Below are 17529 nucleotides of genomic sequence, written 5' to 3' on the forward strand. Positions count from 1 at the left end.
TATGCAGTTACCAGTTACGCTCAATCTATTGATCACAATTTGCCCGCAGCTACATGCTTGAGCAGATCGTCAACAGAGGCATGCATCACTTCGGTTATCGGAAAGGGGTAGAGCCCCATTATCAATACGCAAATAGCCAGCACACCAAGGAACAAACTCTCGCGGCGATTGATGTCGGTCAGTGCGGCCACATGCGGGTTGATCACAGCTCCAAACATAACGCGCTTGTACATCCAGAGGGTATAAGCAGCACCGAGAATCAATGTGGTCGCGGCTGCAAAGCCCACCCAGAAATTGTATTTGACTGCGCCCAGCACAACCATGAATTCGCCCACGAATCCACTGGTTGCCGGCAGTCCTGCGTTGGCCATGGAAAACAACATGAAAACCGCCGCGAACTTTGGCATGACGTTTACTACGCCGCCATAATCGGAAATCTCCCGGCTATGCATACGGTCATACAGCACCCCGATACACAGGAACATGGCTGCCGATACAAATCCGTGAGAGATCATCTGCACCAGGGCACCCTCAACCCCCAAGGGGTTGAACATGAAAAAGCCCAAGGTCACGAATCCCATGTGCGCAATTGACGAATAAGCAACCAGCTTCTTCATATCGGTCTGCACAACAGCAACAAAACCGATATAGATCACCGCAATCAAGGATAGGGCAATGATGACTGGAGCCATCGCCTGACTGGCATCTGGTGTTATTGGTAACGAGAAACGCAAAAACCCGTACGCCCCCAATTTCAAGGCGATTGCAGCCAGCACCACAGACCCCCCTGTAGGCGCTTCAACGTGGGCGTCCGGCAGCCAGGTATGCACCGGCCACATTGGCACTTTGACGGAGAACGACGCAAGAAATGCCCAGAAAATCCAGCTCTGCGCTCGCATGTCCAACTTCAAAGCATGCCAGTCAGCCAGGTCAAAACTGCCCTGAGACTGCTGAAACAGATAGATGAAGGCCAGCAGCATCAGCAGGGAGCCTGCCAGCGTGTAAAGGAAAAATTTGATTGCCGCATACACTCGATTCGGCCCGCCCCATATGCCGATGGCCAGATACAGGGGGATCAAGGATGCTTCAAAGAAAACATAGAACAGAACGCCATCCTGAGCCGAAAAAATCCCGTTCATGAGCCCCGACATGATCAGAAACGCAGCAACATACTGCGCCGTTTTTTTCTGAATCACTTCCCAGCATGCAAGCACTACGATCACGGTTATGAAACTGTTGAGGATGATGAATGGCATCGAAATACCATCCACGCCGAGCGAGTAATGCGCATTGAAGTAGCGAATCCAGTTTGTGTGTTCAACGAACTGCATGGTGCTACTGCTTGCATCAAACTGCACATACAAGGGCAATGTGACAAGAAAACCTGCCAGCGAAAAGAACAGACCCATGAAACGTGCCACGTGGGCATTTCGTTCAGAGTGGGCAAACAGCGTCAGCAGACCTCCGAAAATCGGGATCCATATAGAGAAACTGAGGTAAGGCAAGCTGGTCATCTTTGCTTTCCGTGAATTCTTTTACGTCGGAAGGTGCGGCACTTCAAAATGCGGCCATCCCTGCCCGCAGATACGGCCACCAGAGGGCCAGCAGGATCACTACACCGATAATCACCCAAAACGCATACTGATACACCAAGCCACTCTGCAATAAACGTGACATCCGTGAAATCCAAGCGACCAAGCGAGCAGAACCGTTGATCAGAACGCCATCAATGACAGCTTGGTCACCACCTTTCCAGAAGCAACGCCCCAACAGACGCGTCCCGCCAGCAAACACAATTTCATTAAACCGGTCGAAGTAGTACTTGTTGTCCAGCAAGGTGTAGAGAACAGCGAACCGTTTCTGGATGGCAGAAGGAATATCCGGCCGCTTCAGGTAGAAAAACCAAGACAACAGAACGCCCGCCATAGCCATCACGAACGGCAGGCTGAAAAAGCCATGCAGCGCCTTGGCAAACGAGCCGTGAAAATGGCCTCCGATTTCCTTCAGAACGTCATTATGTTCGGATACGAATATCGCTCCCTTGAACCAATCCCCGAACAGCATGGGTTGAATGGTATAGAAACCGATCAGTACGGATGGTATGGCCAAAAGAATCAATGGAACTGTTACAACCCACGAGGACTCGTGCGGTTTCTGCCCGGCAGCAAGACCATGATGCTCATGATCACTGTCATGCTTCGCTTCATGAGAATGATCATCGTGGGCTTTGCCGAAACGCTCTTCACCATGAAACACCATGAAATACATGCGGAAAGAATAGAACGCCGTAACGAACACACCAGCCGCTACGCAGAAATAGGCATAGCCTGAGCCCCAACGATGGGATTCGAGCACCGCATCAATAATCATGTCCTTGGAATAGAAGCCAGAAGTAAAAGGGACACCGATCAATGCAACAGAGCCGAGCAATGATGTAATCCATGTGATTTTCATGTGTTTCCACAGACCACCCATGTTGCGCATATCCTGATCGTGATGCATGCCGATGATTACCGACCCGGCACCAAGAAACAGCAGCGCCTTGAAGAAGGCGTGAGTCATCAGGTGGAAAACAGCAGCAGAGTAAGCCGAAGCACCGAGAGCCACCGTCATGTAACCCAACTGCGACAGCGTGGAATAGGCAACCACACGCTTGATGTCGTTCTGCACGATGCCGAGGAAGCCCATGAACAGGGCCGTCGTCGCGCCGATGATCATTACGAATGACAGTGCTGTTTCAGATAGCTCGAACAGCGGTGACATGCGTGCCACCATGAAAATCCCGGCAGTCACCATGGTCGCCGCATGAATCAACGCGGAAATCGGCGTCGGGCCCTCCATGGAATCGGGCAGCCATACATGCAGAGGTATCTGAGCGGATTTCCCCATTGCTCCGATGAACAGCCCGATGCATATAGCCGTCATAAGCGGCCAGCCAGTCGCAGGAACCACCATCTGGACCAGTTCAGGCGCTTTGGCAAACACCTCCGCGTAATTCAGGCTGCCAGCAAATGCAGCTATCAGACCAATCCCCAGCAGGAATCCGAAATCGCCTACGCGATTAACCAGGAAGGCCTTGAGGTTGGCGTAGATCGCCGTCGGCCGGGTATACCAGAAACCGATCAGCAGATAGGAGACAAGACCCACCGCCTCCCAGCCGAAGAAGAGCTGCAGGAAGTTGTTGCTCATCACCAGCATCAGCATCGCGAAGGTAAACAACGAGATATAGCTGAAGAAGCGCTGGTAGCCGGGGTCTTCAGCCATGTAGCCAATCGTGTAGATATGCACCATGAGTGACACAAAGCTCACCACCAGCATCATCATCACAGTCAGGCTGTCGATGAGGAAGCCAACTTCAAAGCGAATTCCTCCGCTGGTCGCCCAGGTGTAGAGCGCACCATTGAATTCGTGGCCGGCTCGCACATCTTGATAAATGAAAACAGAGGCAATAAAAGCTGTCAGCACTCCAAGGATGGTGACCACATGTGAAGCCGTACGACCAATCAGCTTGCCAAACAGGCCTGCCAGAATGGCTCCTGCCAGCGGAGCCAGAGGAACGAGAAGATAGAGTTTCTGCATGGAAGTCATCAGGCTCTCAACCCTTCAGGCTGTCGAGATCATCGACATGAATGGAACGCAGATTACGAAACAGTACGACCAGGATAGCCAGCCCGATGGCGGACTCGGCCGCAGCCACAGTCAGAATGAAGAAGACAAAGATCTGGCCGGCAGCGTCACCGTAGTAGGTAGAGAACGCTACGAAATTCATGTTAACTGCCAGTAGCATCAGTTCGATGGCCATCAGCAGGACAATCAGGTTCTTGCGGTTCAGGAAAATTCCAACCACGCTGAACGCAAAAAGCACGGCACCAAGGGTCAGCACATGTGAAAGCGGCACCATCATTTTGTGACCTCCGCGGTGGACTCGGCACCACTTTCTTCTTTTTCAGCGGGAATCGAATGAATCACCAGGCGATCCTTGGCCTTTACGGCTATCTGGGCAGCCGGATCCATGTGTTTGATCGACTCCCGACGACGATAGGTAAGCATCACCGCTGAAATCATGGCCACCAGCAAGATCAGCGAGGCCAGCTCAAAAGGATAGGCGTAGTCGGTAAAGATCACCCGGGCAAGGTCTTGAGCATTGCTGTAGCCGGCATCTACGGCTTGCGGAGCAGGTTGATTTTCGAGACGGAAGTAACGGCCATTCAACACCATCGCCATTTCGGCGACCATGATTGCAGCCACGACAAGGCCGACCGGCAGATAGCGCCAGAAGCCTTCACGCATCTTGTCGACATTGATATCCAGCATCATCACTACGAACAAGAAGAGAACCATCACGGCACCGACATAAATCAGCACAATCGCAATGGCAAGAAACTCTGCCTGCATTAGCATCCAGATCATGCCCGAGGTAAAGAAGGCCAGAACCAGATAGAGCACGGCATGCACAGGGTTGCGCGCCGTAATGACCCTGAGTCCGGCGAAAACAAGAATCGCTGAAAACAGGTAAAAACAGATTGTCGGAAACGAAATAGCCATGGATTCCTCGGTTGAACCTTTTGCAATCCTGTCTTAGCGATATTTGGCGTCAGCCGCCCGGTCTTCAGCAATCTGCTTTTCATAGCGATCGCCTACGGCAAGCAGCATTTGCTTGGTGTAGTAGAGATCTCCTCGCCTCTCACCGTGATACTCAAGCTGGCGTGTTTCGACGATGGCATCCACCGGACAGGCCTCTTCACAGAAACCACAAAAAATACATTTGGTCAGATCAATGTCGTAACGCGTTGTCCGCCGCGAGCCATCCTCCCGCTGCGCGGAATCGATGGTGATCGCCATGGCAGGACATACAGCCTCACAAAGTTTGCAGGCGATACACCGCTCCTCACCATTCGGATAGCGACGCAAAGCGTGCAGACCGCGAAAACGCGGGCTTTGCGGCGTTTTCTCTTCTGGATACTGGATCGTTATTTTGCGCGCAAACATATGCCTGCCGGTCAAGGCCAAGCCCTTGAACAGTTCTAGGAGAACAACACTGCCGAAAAAGTCTTTCACAGCACCCATGATTTACTTCCAGATCGACAAGGGTGACAGGATCCAGATGCCAACAACCAGCACCCAGAGCAAGCACAACGGGATGAAGACCTTCCAGCCCAGACGCATGATCTGGTCGTAGCGGAAGCGCGGGAATGTGGCTCGGATCCACAAAAATACAAACAGCAGCACTGCGGCTTTTACCAGCAGCCACCAGATTCCGTCGGGCAAAAAGCCCACCGGTGAGAGCCAGCCGCCAAGGAAAAACACTGCCGTCAACACCGCCACCAGAATCATGTTGGCGTACTCGGCAATAAAAAACATGGAAAAGGCCATGCCGGAATACTCGATCATGTGCCCCGCCACGATTTCAGACTCGCCTTCCACCACGTCAAAAGGCGCTCGATTGGTCTCAGCAACCCCTGATACGAAATAGACAAAGAACATTGGCAGCAGCGGCAGCCAGTTCCAGCTAAGGAACCCCAGGCCCAGGTCAGCAAAACGGCCTGCGCCCTGCCCTGTGACGATTTCGGAAATATTCAACGATCCAGAAACCATCAGCACGCACACCAGAGAAAAACCCATCGCCAGTTCATAGGACACCATCTGCGCAGCAGAGCGCATGGCGCCAAGGAATGCGTACTTGGAATTGGAGGCCCAGCCGGCAATGATCACGCCATACACCCCCAACGAGGTAATGGCCATCAGAAACAAAAGGCCGGCATTAACATTCGCCAGAACCAAGCCGTCCGCAAACGGTACCACTGCCCACGCTGCAAACGCCGGGGCAATTGCCATGACCGGGCCAAGAAAGAACAGTTCCTTGCTGGCTTTGGCGGGCGAAATGATTTCCTTGAACAGAAGCTTGAGGCCATCAGCCACTGGCTGCAGCAAGCCTAATGGCCCAACCCGGTTAGGACCGATACGTACCTGAATCCAGCCTATGACCTTGCGTTCTGCCAAGGTCATGTAAGCCACCGCGCCCATCAACGGAGCAACAATCAGGACAATCTTGAACAATGTCCAAACCACCACCCACAGCGGGCCAAAGAAGCTGGCAAAAGGTTGCAGGAGTTGATCCATCATGCAAGCTCCACGCTGAGTTCGCCAAACATGGCTCCCAGAGCCACTGTCGAGGCATGTGCTGCGGAGACCCGCATGCAGCCTTGAGGTACAGAGGCATCAGCCCTTGAACGAAGCTGGACGCGGCTCTGCGAGGAGATCACTTTTACGTCCTGTCCTGATTCAATCCCGAGCTGCGCCAATGTCGCCGGATTCAAGCGCGCCAGTGGCAGTGCCGCATCACGGGTTTTCTGCAATGATGGCGCGCGCCGCACCAGAGGGTCAGCAAAATAGATTGGGACGTCGGCGATGCGCTGCAAGCCGGCAGCGACTGCATCCTGACTCACCACGGCGCCAATCACCGCGTTGTTCAGACGCGAAGCGATGTCGCCCGCCAGTACTTCGTCGCGAGCAGTCTCGGAAGACTCCTGGTCGAAGTCATCAAGGCCAAACAGATTGCCAAGTACGCGCAACACCTTCCAGGCCGGGCGTGTCTCGCCCAAAGGTTTGACCACGGCACTGAACGACTGGGCACGGCCTTCGGTATTCACGAAACTGCCAGAGGTTTCACTGAACGGAGCAATTGGCAGCATCACATCAGAATATTCAGCAGCCTTGCCCACAAAGCTGCCCATGTAAATCACACTTGTCGCCTGCGCCAGCGCGGCCTGTGCCGCAGCTCCATCAGCACAATCCAGCTCAGGTTCAACCCCCAGCAGAATGTACGCCTTGCGTGGCGAAGCCAGCATCTGGGCAACATTCATGCCGCCACTCAGTGGCAAGGCTTTGCTCAGATAGGTACCAACCGAGCCTGCAGACTCCCCAAGGAAACCAAAACCCGCCCCTGCGATGCGGGCAATTTCAGCTGCCAAAATCTGCAAGGAAGTCGCATTCGGATGTTGAACAGCAAAATTGCCAAGCAACACCGCGCGTTGTTCGCCTGTCAGCAAGGCTGTGGCTACGGCCCGCGCAGCATCACTTGCTACCGCTTTGCCTGCCAGCTCGGCGCATTCTGCAATAACTGTGGCACCAGTCTTCTCGACCAAAGCCGCCAGCACGGCGGCCAGCGACACGGCCATCTGATCCGGAGCAGCGATCACTTCAGCCGCCAATGGAACGAGCCAGTCATCAGCCACTGCATTGACACGAGAAATCTTGCCACCACGGCGCTGTGCCTGACGCAGGCGCTGAGCCAGCAGGGGATGATCCTTGCGCAGGAAACTCCCAACGACCAGTGCGGCATCCAGCGTAGACAAGGCAGCTACAGGCATGCCCAGCCAAGGGGCGCCAGCGCGCTTGCCATCAAGCCTGAAATCAATCTGACGCAAACGGGAGTCGATGTTGTCAGAGCCAATGCCGCGCACCAGTTTCTGTGCGAGGAACATTTCTTCAACCGTGCTGTGCGGTGAAAGAAGGGCCCCGATCTGTTCGGCGCCGTGATCGCTCTTGATGTCGTTCAAAGTACGCACCACGTAATCGAGTGCGGTTTGCCAGTCGACCTTGTGCCAAACCCCGCCATGCTTGATTTGCGGCTCTGTCAGGCGATCCGGAGCCTGCAGCCCCTCATAGGAAAAACGTTCCTTGTCTGAAATCCAGCACTCATTTACGTCTTCATTTTCCAGCGGCAGGACGCGCATTACTTTGTCGTGCTTGACCTGCACCTGCAGGTTTGCTCCCAATGAGTCGTGCGGGCTCACCGATTTGCGGCGCGCCATTTCCCACGACCGCGCACCAAAACGGAACGGTTTGGAAGTCAGCGCCCCGACCGGGCACAGATCAATCGCATTACCGGAGAGTTCTGAATCGACTGAGCGGTCCACAAAGGCCATCACCTCGGAATGTTCACCGCGGTTGGCAATGCCAAGCTCCATCACGCCCGAAATTTCCTGACCAAAACGCACACAACGCGAGCAGTGGATGCAGCGTGTCATGTCGGTATTGATCAACGGGCCGAGGTTCTTGTTGAACACAACACGCTTTTCTTCCTGGTAGCGTGAGCCGGATGCTCCATACCCCACGGCAAGATCCTGCAACTGACATTCGCCACCCTGATCACAGATCGGGCAATCAAGCGGATGGTTGATCAGCAGAAACTCCATCACCGCCTTCTGTGCCTTGACGGCTTTTTCCGAGCCGGTGCTGATTTTCATGTCCGCAGCCACCGGCGTTGCGCACGCAGGCACGGCTTTGGGCATTTTCTCCACGTCAACCAGACACATCCGGCAATTGGCTGCAATGGAAAGTTTCTTGTGATAACAGAAATGGGGAATGTGCTTGCCAATCTTATGTGCAGCCTCCATCACGGTGCTGCCTGCCGCTACTTCCACTTTCTGGCCGTCGATTTCGATCTCTAGCATGCTCAGTCCTGGCGCACGTAAATCCGGCTGCCTTCCCGTTGCAGCGCAACAGGGACAAGGCAACGCTTGTTTTCGATGTGGTAGGCGAATTCGTCACGATAATGCTTGAGGAAACCTCGCACCGGCATGGCCGCCGCATCGCCCAACGCACAGATCGTGCGTCCCATGATGTTTTCTGCAACGTTGTCCAGCAGTGCGAGATCCTCAGCCCTGCCCTCGCCGTGCTCGATGCGGTGCATCATTTTGTACATCCAGCCAGTGCCTTCACGGCAAGGCGTGCATTGACCGCAGGATTCCTCAAAATAGAAGTAGGACAAACGCTCCAGCGCCTTGACCATACAGGTCGTCTCATCCATCACGATCACCGCACCTGAACCCAGCATGGAGCCAGCCTTGGAAATGGCGTCGTAATCCATGGTCAGGTCCATCATGACCTCACCCGGAATCACCGGCGCCGACGAGCCGCCAGGGATCACAGCCTTGATCTTGCGGCCAGCACGCATACCGCCTGCCATTTCGAGCAGTTCAGCAAATGGAGTGCCCAGTCGCACTTCATAGTTACCGGGGCGATTCACATGGCCTGACACCGAGAAAATCTTGGTGCCTCCGTTATTCGGCTTGCCCAAGCCCAGGAAAGCCTCGGCCCCCATGCGCAAGATGAACGGCACGGAAGCAAAGGTCTCCGTGTTGTTGATCGTTGTCGGCTTGCCATACAGGCCGAAACTTGCGGGGAAAGGCGGCTTGTAACGCGGCTGCCCCTTCTTGCCCTCCAGCGACTCCAGCAGGCCGGTTTCCTCACCACAGACGTAAGCACCGTACCCGTGATGTGCAAACAGTTCAAAACTGAAATCCGACCCAAGAATGCTCTTGCCCAAGAGCCCCGCTGCACGAGCTTCTTCAAGGGCCTCTTCGAAGCGTGCATAAACCTCGAAGATTTCGCCGTGGATGTAGTTGTAGCCTGCCGCACACCCCATGGAGTAACCAGCGATGATCATGCCTTCGATCACTGCATGCGGGTTATAGCGAAGGATGTCACGATCCTTGAAGGTACCTGGCTCACCTTCGTCCGAATTACAGACGACATACTTCGGGCCAACATAGGCCTTGGGCATGAAACTCCACTTCAGACCGGTCGGAAATCCTGCACCGCCACGACCACGCAGATTGGAGGCCTTGAGTACCCCAATGATGTCGTCTGGCGAAGTTTTTTCCGCGACGATTTTTTTCAGCGCTTCATACCCACCGCGCTGAACATAGTCAGCAAGTCGCCAACTGCGATCACCATCCAGATCCGCCAGAATCAACCGTGTTTCGCTCATTTGGACAACTCCTCGATGAGCGAATCAATCTGCTGGCGCGTCATCCGACAGCACATTTTGTGATTGTTATGAAGCATGACCGGTGCATCTCCACAGGCACCCATGCATTCACCCTCCTTCAGGGTGAATTTTCCATCAGCCGTCGTTTCATTGAAACCAACGCCGAGTTTTTCCTGCAGATATTCAGCCGCTTCAAGACCACCAGACAAAGCACACGGCAGATTTGTACACACCGTGATTTTGTGAGTACCTACCGGCCCGAGATCGTACATGTTGTAAAAGCTGGCAACTTCATACGCAGCCATGGCCGGCATGCCCAGATAACTCGCCACGAATTCAATTGTCTCGCTGGAAAGCCAGCGCATCTCGGTCTGAGCTATGCGCAACGCTCCCATGATCGCCGATTGTTTCTGGTCGGCTGGGTATTTTGCTATTTCTCGGTCAATCAACTGCAGGGATTCAGAACTCAGCATTTTCAAGGTCCCGGGCGCGTCAGCGATCAATCTCGCCGAACACGATATCCATCGTTCCAATGATCGCTACTACGTCAGCGATCATGTGGCCCTTAGCCATTTCATCCATAGCGGCCAGATGCGCAAAACCAGGCGCCCGGAGCTTCAAACGCCAAGGCTTGTTGGCTCCATCGGAAACGGCATACACACCAAACTCTCCTTTGGGATGCTCAACGCCTGCGTACACCTGTCCTTCAGGAACGTGCATGCCTTCGGTAAAAAGCTTGAAATGGTGGATCAACTCCTCCATGTTGCTCTTCATCTTTTCACGCTTGGGAGGCGCAACCTTGTGATTGTCGGTAATGACCGGCCCGGGGTTCTGACGCAACCAAGCAATACACTGCTTGATGATGCGATTACTCTGGCGCATCTCTTCCACTCGCACCAGATACCGATCGTAACAGTCGCCATTGGTACCTACCGGTATATCAAAATCCAAGCGGTCATACACTTCGTAAGGCTGTTTTTTACGCAAATCCCAGACGATGCCGGAGCCACGCAGCATCGGGCCCGTAAAGCCCAAGGCCTGTGCCCGCTCGGGCGAAACAACACCGATTCCGACCGTGCGCTGTTTCCAGATCCGGTTATCTGTCAACAGGGTTTCGTATTCATCTACATACGTCGGAAAACGATTGGTAAAGTCTTCCAGAAAATCCAGCAACGAACCTTCGCGAGCCGTATTGAGCTTTTTAACGGTCGCCGCATCCTTGTATTTATTGACCTGATATTTCGGCATCTGTTCCGGCAAGTCACGGTAAACACCGCCCGGCCGGTAATAAGCCGCATGCATACGCGCACCGGAAACAGCCTCGTAGGCATCCATCAGATCTTCGCGCTCACGGAAGGTATACAGCACCATGGTCATGGCACCAATATCCAGCGCATGAGTCCCGATATTGAGCAGGTGGTTCAGAATCCGGGTGATCTCGTCGAACATCACCCGGATGTACTGTGCCCGCAGCGGCACATCAACCCCCACAAGCTTCTCAATCGCCATGCAGTACGCATGCTCGTTGCACATCATGGAAACGTAATCGAGACGATCCATGTAGGGCACGGACTGAATCCAGGTGCGCGTTTCGGCAAGCTTTTCGGTCCCACGATGCAGCAAACCGATATGCGGATCGGCTCGTTCGACAATCTCACCGGAAAGTTCAAGGATCAGACGCAACACTCCGTGTGCAGCAGGATGCTGCGGACCGAAGTTGATTGTGTAATTACGGATTTCAGCCACGGCCGCCCCCGTAGGAAGGCTCGCGCACAATGCGCGGCGTATTTTCACGCGGCTCGATGCTCACCGGCTGATAGACCACGCGCCCTTGCTCCTTGTCGTAGGTCATTTCCATGAACCCCGAAACGGGGAAGTCCTTGCGGAACGGATGGCCAACAAAACCATAATCGGTCAGGATGCGCCGCAGATCTGGATGACCTTCAAACATGATTCCGAAAAAATCAAAGGCTTCACGCTCAAACCAAGAGACTGCCGGCCAGATTTCGTTCAACGTATGCAAAACAGGAAAGTGGTCATCCTGCGCATACACACGCAAACGCAAGCGCCAGTTGTTCCGGATCGACAACAGATGTGAAACAGCGGCAAAACGCCCGACATGCACTTCTTGGCCGCCATAGCCTGAGTAGTCAACGCCACACAGATCAATCAGTTGTTCAAAGCCCAATTCGTCGTGATCGCGAAGCTGGCGCGCCACTTCAAGATAGTCCTGCGCCCTCACATCCAGAGTCAGTTCACCGAGCTCCTGTACGAGGGCCTGCATGCGCTCTCCAAGAATTCGCGTCAATGCTTCAGCTAAGCGTTCCAGTCGGGTCATTACGCGGCCACCTCTTCGCGTGCGATGGTGTTGGTCCTGCGAATCTTGTTCTGCAACTGAAGAATGCCGTAGATCAACGCCTCAGCTGTCGGCGGGCAACCCGGAACATACACATCGACCGGTACGATTCGATCGCAACCTCGTACAACCGAATACGAATAATGATAATAGCCACCGCCGTTGGCACAGGATCCCATGGAAATGACCCAGCGCGGCTCGGCCATCTGGTCATACACCTTGCGCAGAGCAGGAGCCATCTTGTTGCATAGCGTACCGGCAACGATCATAAGATCGGATTGACGCGGACTCGGGCGAAACACCACACCGAATCGATCAAGGTCGTAACGGGAACAGCCGGCATGGATCATCTCCACAGCACAGCATGCCAGACCAAAAGTCATCGGCCACAAGGAGCCAGTGCGCGTCCAGTTTATGACGGCATCCAGCGATGTTGTGACGAAGCCTTCGCGGAAAACACCTTCGATGCTCACAGAGCGCCCCTTGCTTACACGGGCGTCCGGACTCAGACACGACGCAGGATCACTCCCAGTCGAGCGCGCCTTTCCTCCAGACGTACACGTATCCGATTACGAGAATTCCGAGAAACACAAACATTTCATAGAACCCGAACAGCCGTACCGACTCGGTACCCGCCAACTCTTTGACGATAGATGCCCAAGGCAGCAAAAATGCCACCTCAAGATCAAACAGGATAAAGAGTATCGCAATCAGATAGTAGCGTACGTCGAAGCGCATGCGCGCTTCCTCGAACGGTTCAAATCCGCATTCGTAGGGAGATATTTTTTGTGGGTCAGGTCTGTTGGGTGCTAGCAGGCGGCCCAGAACCATAGGCAGTACGCCAATGGACAAGCCAATTGCGATGAACATCAGAACAGGAAAGTAGTTATCTAGCATCTCTGCTTCCTACGAAAAAACTGTCCATCGCAAAACGCCCGCTGGGTAGGCGGGCGTTTCAATCAATTTGGTGCCGACGATGAGACTCGAACTCATACGGCTTGCGCCACCACCCCCTCAAGATGGCGTGTCTACCAATTTCACCACGTCGGCACTACTTAAACACTTAGGGATTATATGCAGCGACCTTCAAGATCGCCACGCACATCCACATCTACACTATAGATTTACTTGGGAACATCCTGGGCCGGAGTACTGGAAACCGGCGCCGAAGCTGGAACCACACCAGGAACGACGGGAGCAACCACACCTTCCATCAAGTTACTGGGGCCTTGCACATGCGACTTCGAGGCAAAATAGCTAAGTGCAAGACTGGAAACAAAAAACAAAGCAGCAAGAATCGCCGTTGTGCGACTGAGGAAGTTCGCAGAACCAGACGACCCAAACAGACTACCTGACGCACCACTACCAAAGGCAGCACCCATGTCCGCCCCCTTACCGTGCTGAAGCAGCACGAAGCCGATGACGGAACACCCGATCAGGATGTGCAGCACAAGCAGAAGATTGAACCAGTAGCTACCCATTTTTTTGGACGCAAGGTGCTGTTGAAATGAAGCGCGGATTATAGACAGCGCAGTTCGTCAGGTCAACGAAAACCGCGCCAATCTTAGCCAAAACGACCTGTAATGTAATCTTCGGTCTGCTTCTTCTGTGGCTTGATGAACATCTGGTCGGTAACGCCAAACTCCACCATCTCACCCAGGTACATATAGGCAGTGTAATCCGAGACACGAGCGGCCTGCTGCATGTTATGCGTCACGATGAGAATCGTGACCTTGCTCTTCAGTTCGGTCACCAATTCCTCGATACTGGCCGTCGCGATCGGATCCAGCGCTGAAGTCGGTTCGTCGAACAGGATGATTTCCGGATCTGTCGCCAAGGCACGTGCTATGCAGAGACGCTGCTGCTGCCCACCAGACAAGTTTGCGCCCAAGCTGCTCAGCCGATCCTTGACTTCATCCCACAAGGCTGCGCCGCGCAATGCCTGCTCCACCTTTTCATCCAGTACCGCCCTGCTCCGCTCGCCACGCACACGCAACCCGTAGGCAACATTTTCGTAAATCGACTTCGGAAATGGGTTCGGTTTCTGGAACACCATGCTGATGCGCATGCGAACCTCGATCGGATCTACCTCCTGATCAAGCAAATTGGTGTTGTCTGGATGCAGGCGGATCTCGCCCTCATAGCGGTTGCCTGGATATAGATCGTGCATGCGATTGAATGAACGCAGCAAGGTCGACTTTCCACAACCAGAAGGGCCGATCAGCGCAGTGACCTTGCGCTCATGGATAGGCATGCTCACATTTTTCAGCGCGTGGAATGCTCCGTAATGAAAGTTGAAATCTTTCACTTCAGCCTTGATGCGTTCAGGAGTTGTCTGGATGCTCATTTGAAATTTCTCTGCTAATTCGGTTCAGGGGAGGCAAAAAACCGCCTTACCACTTTATGTTCTTGCGCAGTCGGTAGCGCAGCCAGATCGCGGTGGCATTCATCAGCAAGGTCATGCAAACCAGCACCAGACCTGCGGCGGCGGCATTGGCATGAAACGCTGCATCTGGACGCGAAGTCCAGTTGAACATCTGGATCGGAAGCACCGTGAAGGCGGCGGAAGCCCAGTCAAACAGGCCTGCCGCAGGCTCGCCCGTCATCGGTACGGGCGGCAGATACGCAATGAAAGTTACAGCCCCCACCACGATCAAGGGCGCTGTCTCACCAATCGCACGCGCCATGCCAATAATCACTCCAGTCAGTATCCCAGCACTCGAATACGGCACGATGTGGTCACGCACCGTCTGCCAGGTAGTGGCTCCACAAGCATAAGCACCCTCCCTGATCATCTGGGGTATGGAACGAATGGATTCACGCGTCGCAACGATCACCACCGGAAGGATCAACAGCGCCAAGGTCAGCCCGGCAGTCAGGATGCTGCGTCCCAATCCGAAGGTGTACACAAACATGCCCAAACCGAGAAGGCCATAAACGATGGAAGGCACCCCGGCCAGATTCGATACGTTGATCTCAATGATGTCAGTCATCCAGTTCTTCGGCGCGTACTCTTCGAGATAAACCCCCGCTGCTACCCCCAGAGGAATCGCAACAGCAGCAGTCACCAGCATGACCAGCACGGAACCAACCCAGGCAGCGAGAATCCCCGCCTGACCAGCACGGCGTGAAGGGAAGCTCGTCATGAAGTCAAGGTTCAGGCGCTCAGCCCCTGCCATCCACATGTCGCTGAACAGGGCTACCAGTGTCAGCACCCCCAGCATCAAGCAGGCCAACCCCAAAACACCAAAAGCCCAGTCCCAACGCTTGTGAGTTGCGATCAAGGCGCGAATGGCTTGCAGATCGTTTTCTTGCATTTCAATACACCTCGCGATACTTCTTGCGCATCCAGTGACCAAATATATTCAACAGCAACGTAATCACGAACAGCGTCAGGCCGGCTGCAAAAATAGTCTGGTAACCGATCGAATCATGTGGAAGATCGCCTTGCGAAACCCCCGCAATATAGGAGGCCAGGGTCATGGCAGACTCGGCGGGATTGATGGTGAGGTTCGGCTGCCCGCCAGAGGCTACCGTCACGATCATGGTTTCACCGACTGCACGCGAAATTGCGAGCACGAAAGCCGATGCCACGCCGGAAAATGCAGCAGGAAAGACCACGCGCAAAGCAGTCTGCAGTCGAGTGGAGCCCATGGCATATGCGCCTTCGCGTAGACTCATCGGAACAGCACGCATGGCGTCTTCCGAAAGTGAGCTGACATAAGGAATGATCATCACGCCCATGACCAAGCCTGCGGAAAGAATGTTGAAGCCGGGCAGATCCGGGTAGATCTTCTGCAGGATAGGCGTCACGGTGATCAGGGCAAAATAACCGAATACGATGGTCGGCACGCCCCCCAGAAGCTCCAGTACCGGTTTGACCATTTCGCGAACCCGGAATGAAGCAAATTCGGACAGATAGATGGCAATCACCGTCCCTAACGGCAATGCAACGGCAAGAGCAACGGCAGAGCTTGTCAGCGTGCCAGAGATAAGCACCAGAATGCCGTAATGCGCATCATCAAATAGCGGCGTCCACTGGGTATCGGTCAGGAAGCTAACCAGCGAAACCGACTTGAAAAAGACAAGGGACTCCGACGCCAGGATGTAAACAATTCCCAAGGTGACAACGACCGAGATAAAGGCTGCCAGAAACAGCAGGGTTTCCACACAGGTTTCCTGCAAATTGCGCATTCGGCTACGCTTCAGCCTGTCACTTACCACGCTCATGGCGCTCTCACTCTCTGCTACAGCGGTTTGAATCATTCCAGTCTACCAAGCGAAGGCGTTCAAATCACTAAAAAAGCCCCGGAAAACCTTGCAACAGGTTTTTACCGGGGCCTGATCTCGGGACAGGATTATTCCTTCGGTTCGCGCTTGAGAAGATCAGAAACCTTCACGCCGACCTCATTGTGGCCACCAAAGGCGGTACCGGTACGAACCTTGCCGAAGTTATCCAGTGCATGCTTATAGTCAGCATCGGAGAGCGGCACGTATTTCACTTCCTTGGAGAACTTGCCGGCGTTCTTTACGTAGAACTCAACAAACTCCTTGACCTCCGGGCGCTTGGCAGAATCCGCATTCACATAGATGAAGATCGGACGCGACAAGGGATTGTAGGAACCATCGATCACCGCCTTTTCGGAAGGCAGTACAGCAGGTTTGCCGGCTGCGGGGGAAATGGCCAGAGCCTTCAGCTTGTCCATGTTCTCGGCGTAATAGGCATACCCGAAGTAGCCGATGCCGCCAGTGTCACGCGAGACGCCCTGAACGAGTACATTGTCATCTTCCGAAGCAGTGTAATCGCCACGGGAAGACTTGGCCTTGCCAACGGTGGCTTCAGTGAAGTACTCAAACGTTCCGGAGTCGGTACCCGGGCCGTACAGCTTCAATGCGCCATCAGGGAAATCGGGATTAACCTGCTTCCAGGTCGTGATCTTGCCTTGGGCGGCCGGCTCCCACATCTTCTTCAGATCATCAACCGAGATGCTGTTGAGCGGGTTCTTCTTGCTCACCACAACCGTCAGGGCATCAAATGCCACCGGCAGTTCGATATACCGGACCCCGGCAGCCTTGCAGGCTTCCATTTCCTTGGCCGTGATCGGGCGCGAAGCGTCCGAAATGTCCGTGCGCAACGAGGCATCTGCCACACAGAACTTCTTGAAACCACCGCCGGTGCCGGACATACCCACAGTCACCTTCACGGCACCCTTCTTGAGCTTCTGGAAATCTTCGGCGGCGGCTTCGGAAATCGGGAAAACGGTAGAAGAACCGTCGATCTTGATCACGGATTGGGCGTGAGCGCCCACAGAAACAAAACCTGCTGCCGCCAGTGCGGCCGTCACGACCAGCTTGAAACCATTCATCGCAATCTCCTGATTAGTTGGAACAAGAACCA

The 17529-nt window shown here is 54.2% G+C and carries 18 protein-coding genes and 1 tRNA gene; all 19 read right to left on the bottom strand.

Features of this window, described 5'->3' with window-relative positions:
• Positions 1–32 precede the first annotated feature (32 nt).
• A complete protein-coding gene (locus Q9Q94_RS10715) occupies positions 33–1514 on the bottom strand; it encodes an NADH-quinone oxidoreductase subunit M (protein ID WP_305980056.1) in 1482 nt (493 codons plus the stop codon).
• A gap of 43 nt (positions 1515–1557) precedes the next feature.
• Positions 1558–3588 (bottom strand): NADH-quinone oxidoreductase subunit L, encoded by a 2031-nt coding sequence (gene nuoL, locus Q9Q94_RS10720; protein WP_305980057.1) that lies wholly within the window; start codon positions 3586–3588, stop codon positions 1558–1560.
• 7 nt (positions 3589–3595) lie between these two features.
• The gene (gene nuoK / locus Q9Q94_RS10725) at positions 3596–3901 is read right to left on the bottom strand and encodes an NADH-quinone oxidoreductase subunit NuoK (RefSeq protein WP_371929846.1); all 306 of its coding nucleotides are present in this window, start codon (positions 3899–3901) and stop codon (positions 3596–3598) included.
• Complete coding sequence (locus Q9Q94_RS10730) at positions 3901–4539, bottom strand: NADH-quinone oxidoreductase subunit J (RefSeq protein ID WP_371929847.1); 639 nt, start codon at positions 4537–4539, stop codon at positions 3901–3903. The genes nuoK and Q9Q94_RS10730 overlap by 1 nt, the downstream gene beginning before the upstream one ends.
• Positions 4540–4578: 39 nt before the next feature.
• Complete coding sequence (nuoI, locus tag Q9Q94_RS10735; protein WP_305980060.1) at positions 4579–5067, bottom strand: NADH-quinone oxidoreductase subunit NuoI; 489 nt, start codon at positions 5065–5067, stop codon at positions 4579–4581.
• Positions 5068–5070: 3 nt separating this feature from the next.
• The gene (nuoH, locus tag Q9Q94_RS10740) at positions 5071–6120 is read right to left on the bottom strand and encodes an NADH-quinone oxidoreductase subunit NuoH (protein ID WP_305980285.1); all 1050 of its coding nucleotides are present in this window, start codon (positions 6118–6120) and stop codon (positions 5071–5073) included.
• Positions 6120–8456: an NADH-quinone oxidoreductase subunit NuoG gene (nuoG, locus tag Q9Q94_RS10745; protein WP_305980061.1), complete on the bottom strand. Its 2337-nt coding sequence runs from the start codon at positions 8454–8456 to the stop codon at positions 6120–6122. Before nuoG ends, nuoH begins: the two co-directional genes overlap by 1 nt.
• Before the next feature lie 2 nt (positions 8457–8458).
• On the bottom strand, positions 8459–9775 hold the full coding sequence (gene nuoF / locus Q9Q94_RS10750) for an NADH-quinone oxidoreductase subunit NuoF (protein WP_305980062.1): 1317 nt from the start codon (positions 9773–9775) through the stop codon (positions 8459–8461).
• Positions 9772–10248, bottom strand: a complete 477-nt coding sequence (gene nuoE, locus Q9Q94_RS10755) for an NADH-quinone oxidoreductase subunit NuoE (protein ID WP_305980063.1) — start codon at positions 10246–10248, stop codon at positions 9772–9774. The genes nuoF and nuoE overlap by 4 nt, the downstream gene beginning before the upstream one ends.
• 19 nt (positions 10249–10267) lie before the next feature.
• Positions 10268–11521 carry an NADH-quinone oxidoreductase subunit D gene (locus Q9Q94_RS10760; protein WP_305980064.1) on the bottom strand — a complete coding sequence of 418 codons (1254 nt, stop codon included), beginning with the start codon at positions 11519–11521 and terminating at the stop codon, positions 10268–10270.
• Positions 11514–12113 carry an NADH-quinone oxidoreductase subunit C gene (locus Q9Q94_RS10765; RefSeq protein ID WP_305980065.1) on the bottom strand — a complete coding sequence of 200 codons (600 nt, stop codon included), beginning with the start codon at positions 12111–12113 and terminating at the stop codon, positions 11514–11516. The genes Q9Q94_RS10760 and Q9Q94_RS10765 overlap by 8 nt, the downstream gene beginning before the upstream one ends.
• Positions 12113–12604 carry an NADH-quinone oxidoreductase subunit B family protein gene (locus Q9Q94_RS10770; RefSeq protein ID WP_305980066.1) on the bottom strand — a complete coding sequence of 164 codons (492 nt, stop codon included), beginning with the start codon at positions 12602–12604 and terminating at the stop codon, positions 12113–12115. Before Q9Q94_RS10770 ends, Q9Q94_RS10765 begins: the two co-directional genes overlap by 1 nt.
• Positions 12605–12653: 49 nt before the next feature.
• Positions 12654–13028, bottom strand: coding sequence for an NADH-quinone oxidoreductase subunit A (locus Q9Q94_RS10775; protein ID WP_305980067.1), 375 nt, complete (start codon positions 13026–13028; stop codon positions 12654–12656).
• Positions 13029–13096: 68 nt separating this feature from the next.
• Positions 13097–13181, bottom strand: a tRNA-Leu gene (locus tag Q9Q94_RS10780).
• Between the two features lie 74 nt (positions 13182–13255).
• Positions 13256–13612, bottom strand: coding sequence for a preprotein translocase subunit SecG (secG, locus tag Q9Q94_RS10785; protein WP_305980068.1), 357 nt, complete (start codon positions 13610–13612; stop codon positions 13256–13258).
• 83 nt (positions 13613–13695) lie between these two features.
• Positions 13696–14478 (bottom strand): phosphate ABC transporter ATP-binding protein PstB, encoded by a 783-nt coding sequence (pstB, locus tag Q9Q94_RS10790; RefSeq protein ID WP_305980069.1) that lies wholly within the window; start codon positions 14476–14478, stop codon positions 13696–13698.
• A gap of 46 nt (positions 14479–14524) precedes the next feature.
• The gene (gene pstA / locus Q9Q94_RS10795) at positions 14525–15448 is read right to left on the bottom strand and encodes a phosphate ABC transporter permease PstA (RefSeq protein ID WP_305980070.1); all 924 of its coding nucleotides are present in this window, start codon (positions 15446–15448) and stop codon (positions 14525–14527) included.
• Position 15449: 1 nt separating this feature from the next.
• Entirely contained in the window at positions 15450–16301 is an 852-nt protein-coding gene (gene pstC / locus Q9Q94_RS10800; protein ID WP_371929841.1) for a phosphate ABC transporter permease subunit PstC, read from the bottom strand.
• 188 nt (positions 16302–16489) lie between these two features.
• The gene (locus Q9Q94_RS10805; protein WP_305980072.1) at positions 16490–17497 is read right to left on the bottom strand and encodes a PstS family phosphate ABC transporter substrate-binding protein; all 1008 of its coding nucleotides are present in this window, start codon (positions 17495–17497) and stop codon (positions 16490–16492) included.
• Positions 17498–17529 lie beyond the last annotated feature (32 nt).

Source organism: Uliginosibacterium sp. 31-16 (genome assembly GCF_030730865.1).
Classification (GTDB): Bacteria; Pseudomonadota; Gammaproteobacteria; order Burkholderiales; family Rhodocyclaceae; genus Uliginosibacterium.

Bases quoted from the DNA above. Each gene is read 5' to 3' on its own strand.
- Q9Q94_RS10715 (WP_305980056.1), bottom strand. From the start codon at position 1,514: ATGACCAGCTTGCCTTACCTCAGTTTCTCTATATGGATCCCGATTTTC.
- nuoL (WP_305980057.1), bottom strand. From the start codon at position 3,588: ATGACTTCCATGCAGAAACTCTATCTTCTCGTTCCTCTGGCTCCGCTG.
- nuoK (WP_371929846.1), bottom strand. From the start codon at position 3,901: ATGGTGCCGCTTTCACATGTGCTGACCCTTGGTGCCGTGCTTTTTGCG.
- nuoI (WP_305980060.1), bottom strand. From the start codon at position 5,067: ATGGGTGCTGTGAAAGACTTTTTCGGCAGTGTTGTTCTCCTAGAACTG.
- nuoH (WP_305980285.1), bottom strand. From the start codon at position 6,120: ATGGATCAACTCCTGCAACCTTTTGCCAGCTTCTTTGGCCCGCTGTGG.
- nuoG (WP_305980061.1), bottom strand. From the start codon at position 8,456: ATGCTAGAGATCGAAATCGACGGCCAGAAAGTGGAAGTAGCGGCAGGC.
- nuoF (WP_305980062.1), bottom strand. From the start codon at position 9,775: ATGAGCGAAACACGGTTGATTCTGGCGGATCTGGATGGTGATCGCAGT.
- nuoE (WP_305980063.1), bottom strand. From the start codon at position 10,248: ATGCTGAGTTCTGAATCCCTGCAGTTGATTGACCGAGAAATAGCAAAA.
- Q9Q94_RS10765 (WP_305980065.1), bottom strand. From the start codon at position 12,113: ATGACCCGACTGGAACGCTTAGCTGAAGCATTGACGCGAATTCTTGGA.
- Q9Q94_RS10775 (WP_305980067.1), bottom strand. From the start codon at position 13,028: ATGCTAGATAACTACTTTCCTGTTCTGATGTTCATCGCAATTGGCTTG.
- secG (WP_305980068.1), bottom strand. From the start codon at position 13,612: ATGGGTAGCTACTGGTTCAATCTTCTGCTTGTGCTGCACATCCTGATC.
- pstB (WP_305980069.1), bottom strand. From the start codon at position 14,478: ATGAGCATCCAGACAACTCCTGAACGCATCAAGGCTGAAGTGAAAGAT.
- pstA (WP_305980070.1), bottom strand. From the start codon at position 15,448: ATGCAAGAAAACGATCTGCAAGCCATTCGCGCCTTGATCGCAACTCAC.
- Q9Q94_RS10805 (WP_305980072.1), bottom strand. From the start codon at position 17,497: ATGAATGGTTTCAAGCTGGTCGTGACGGCCGCACTGGCGGCAGCAGGT.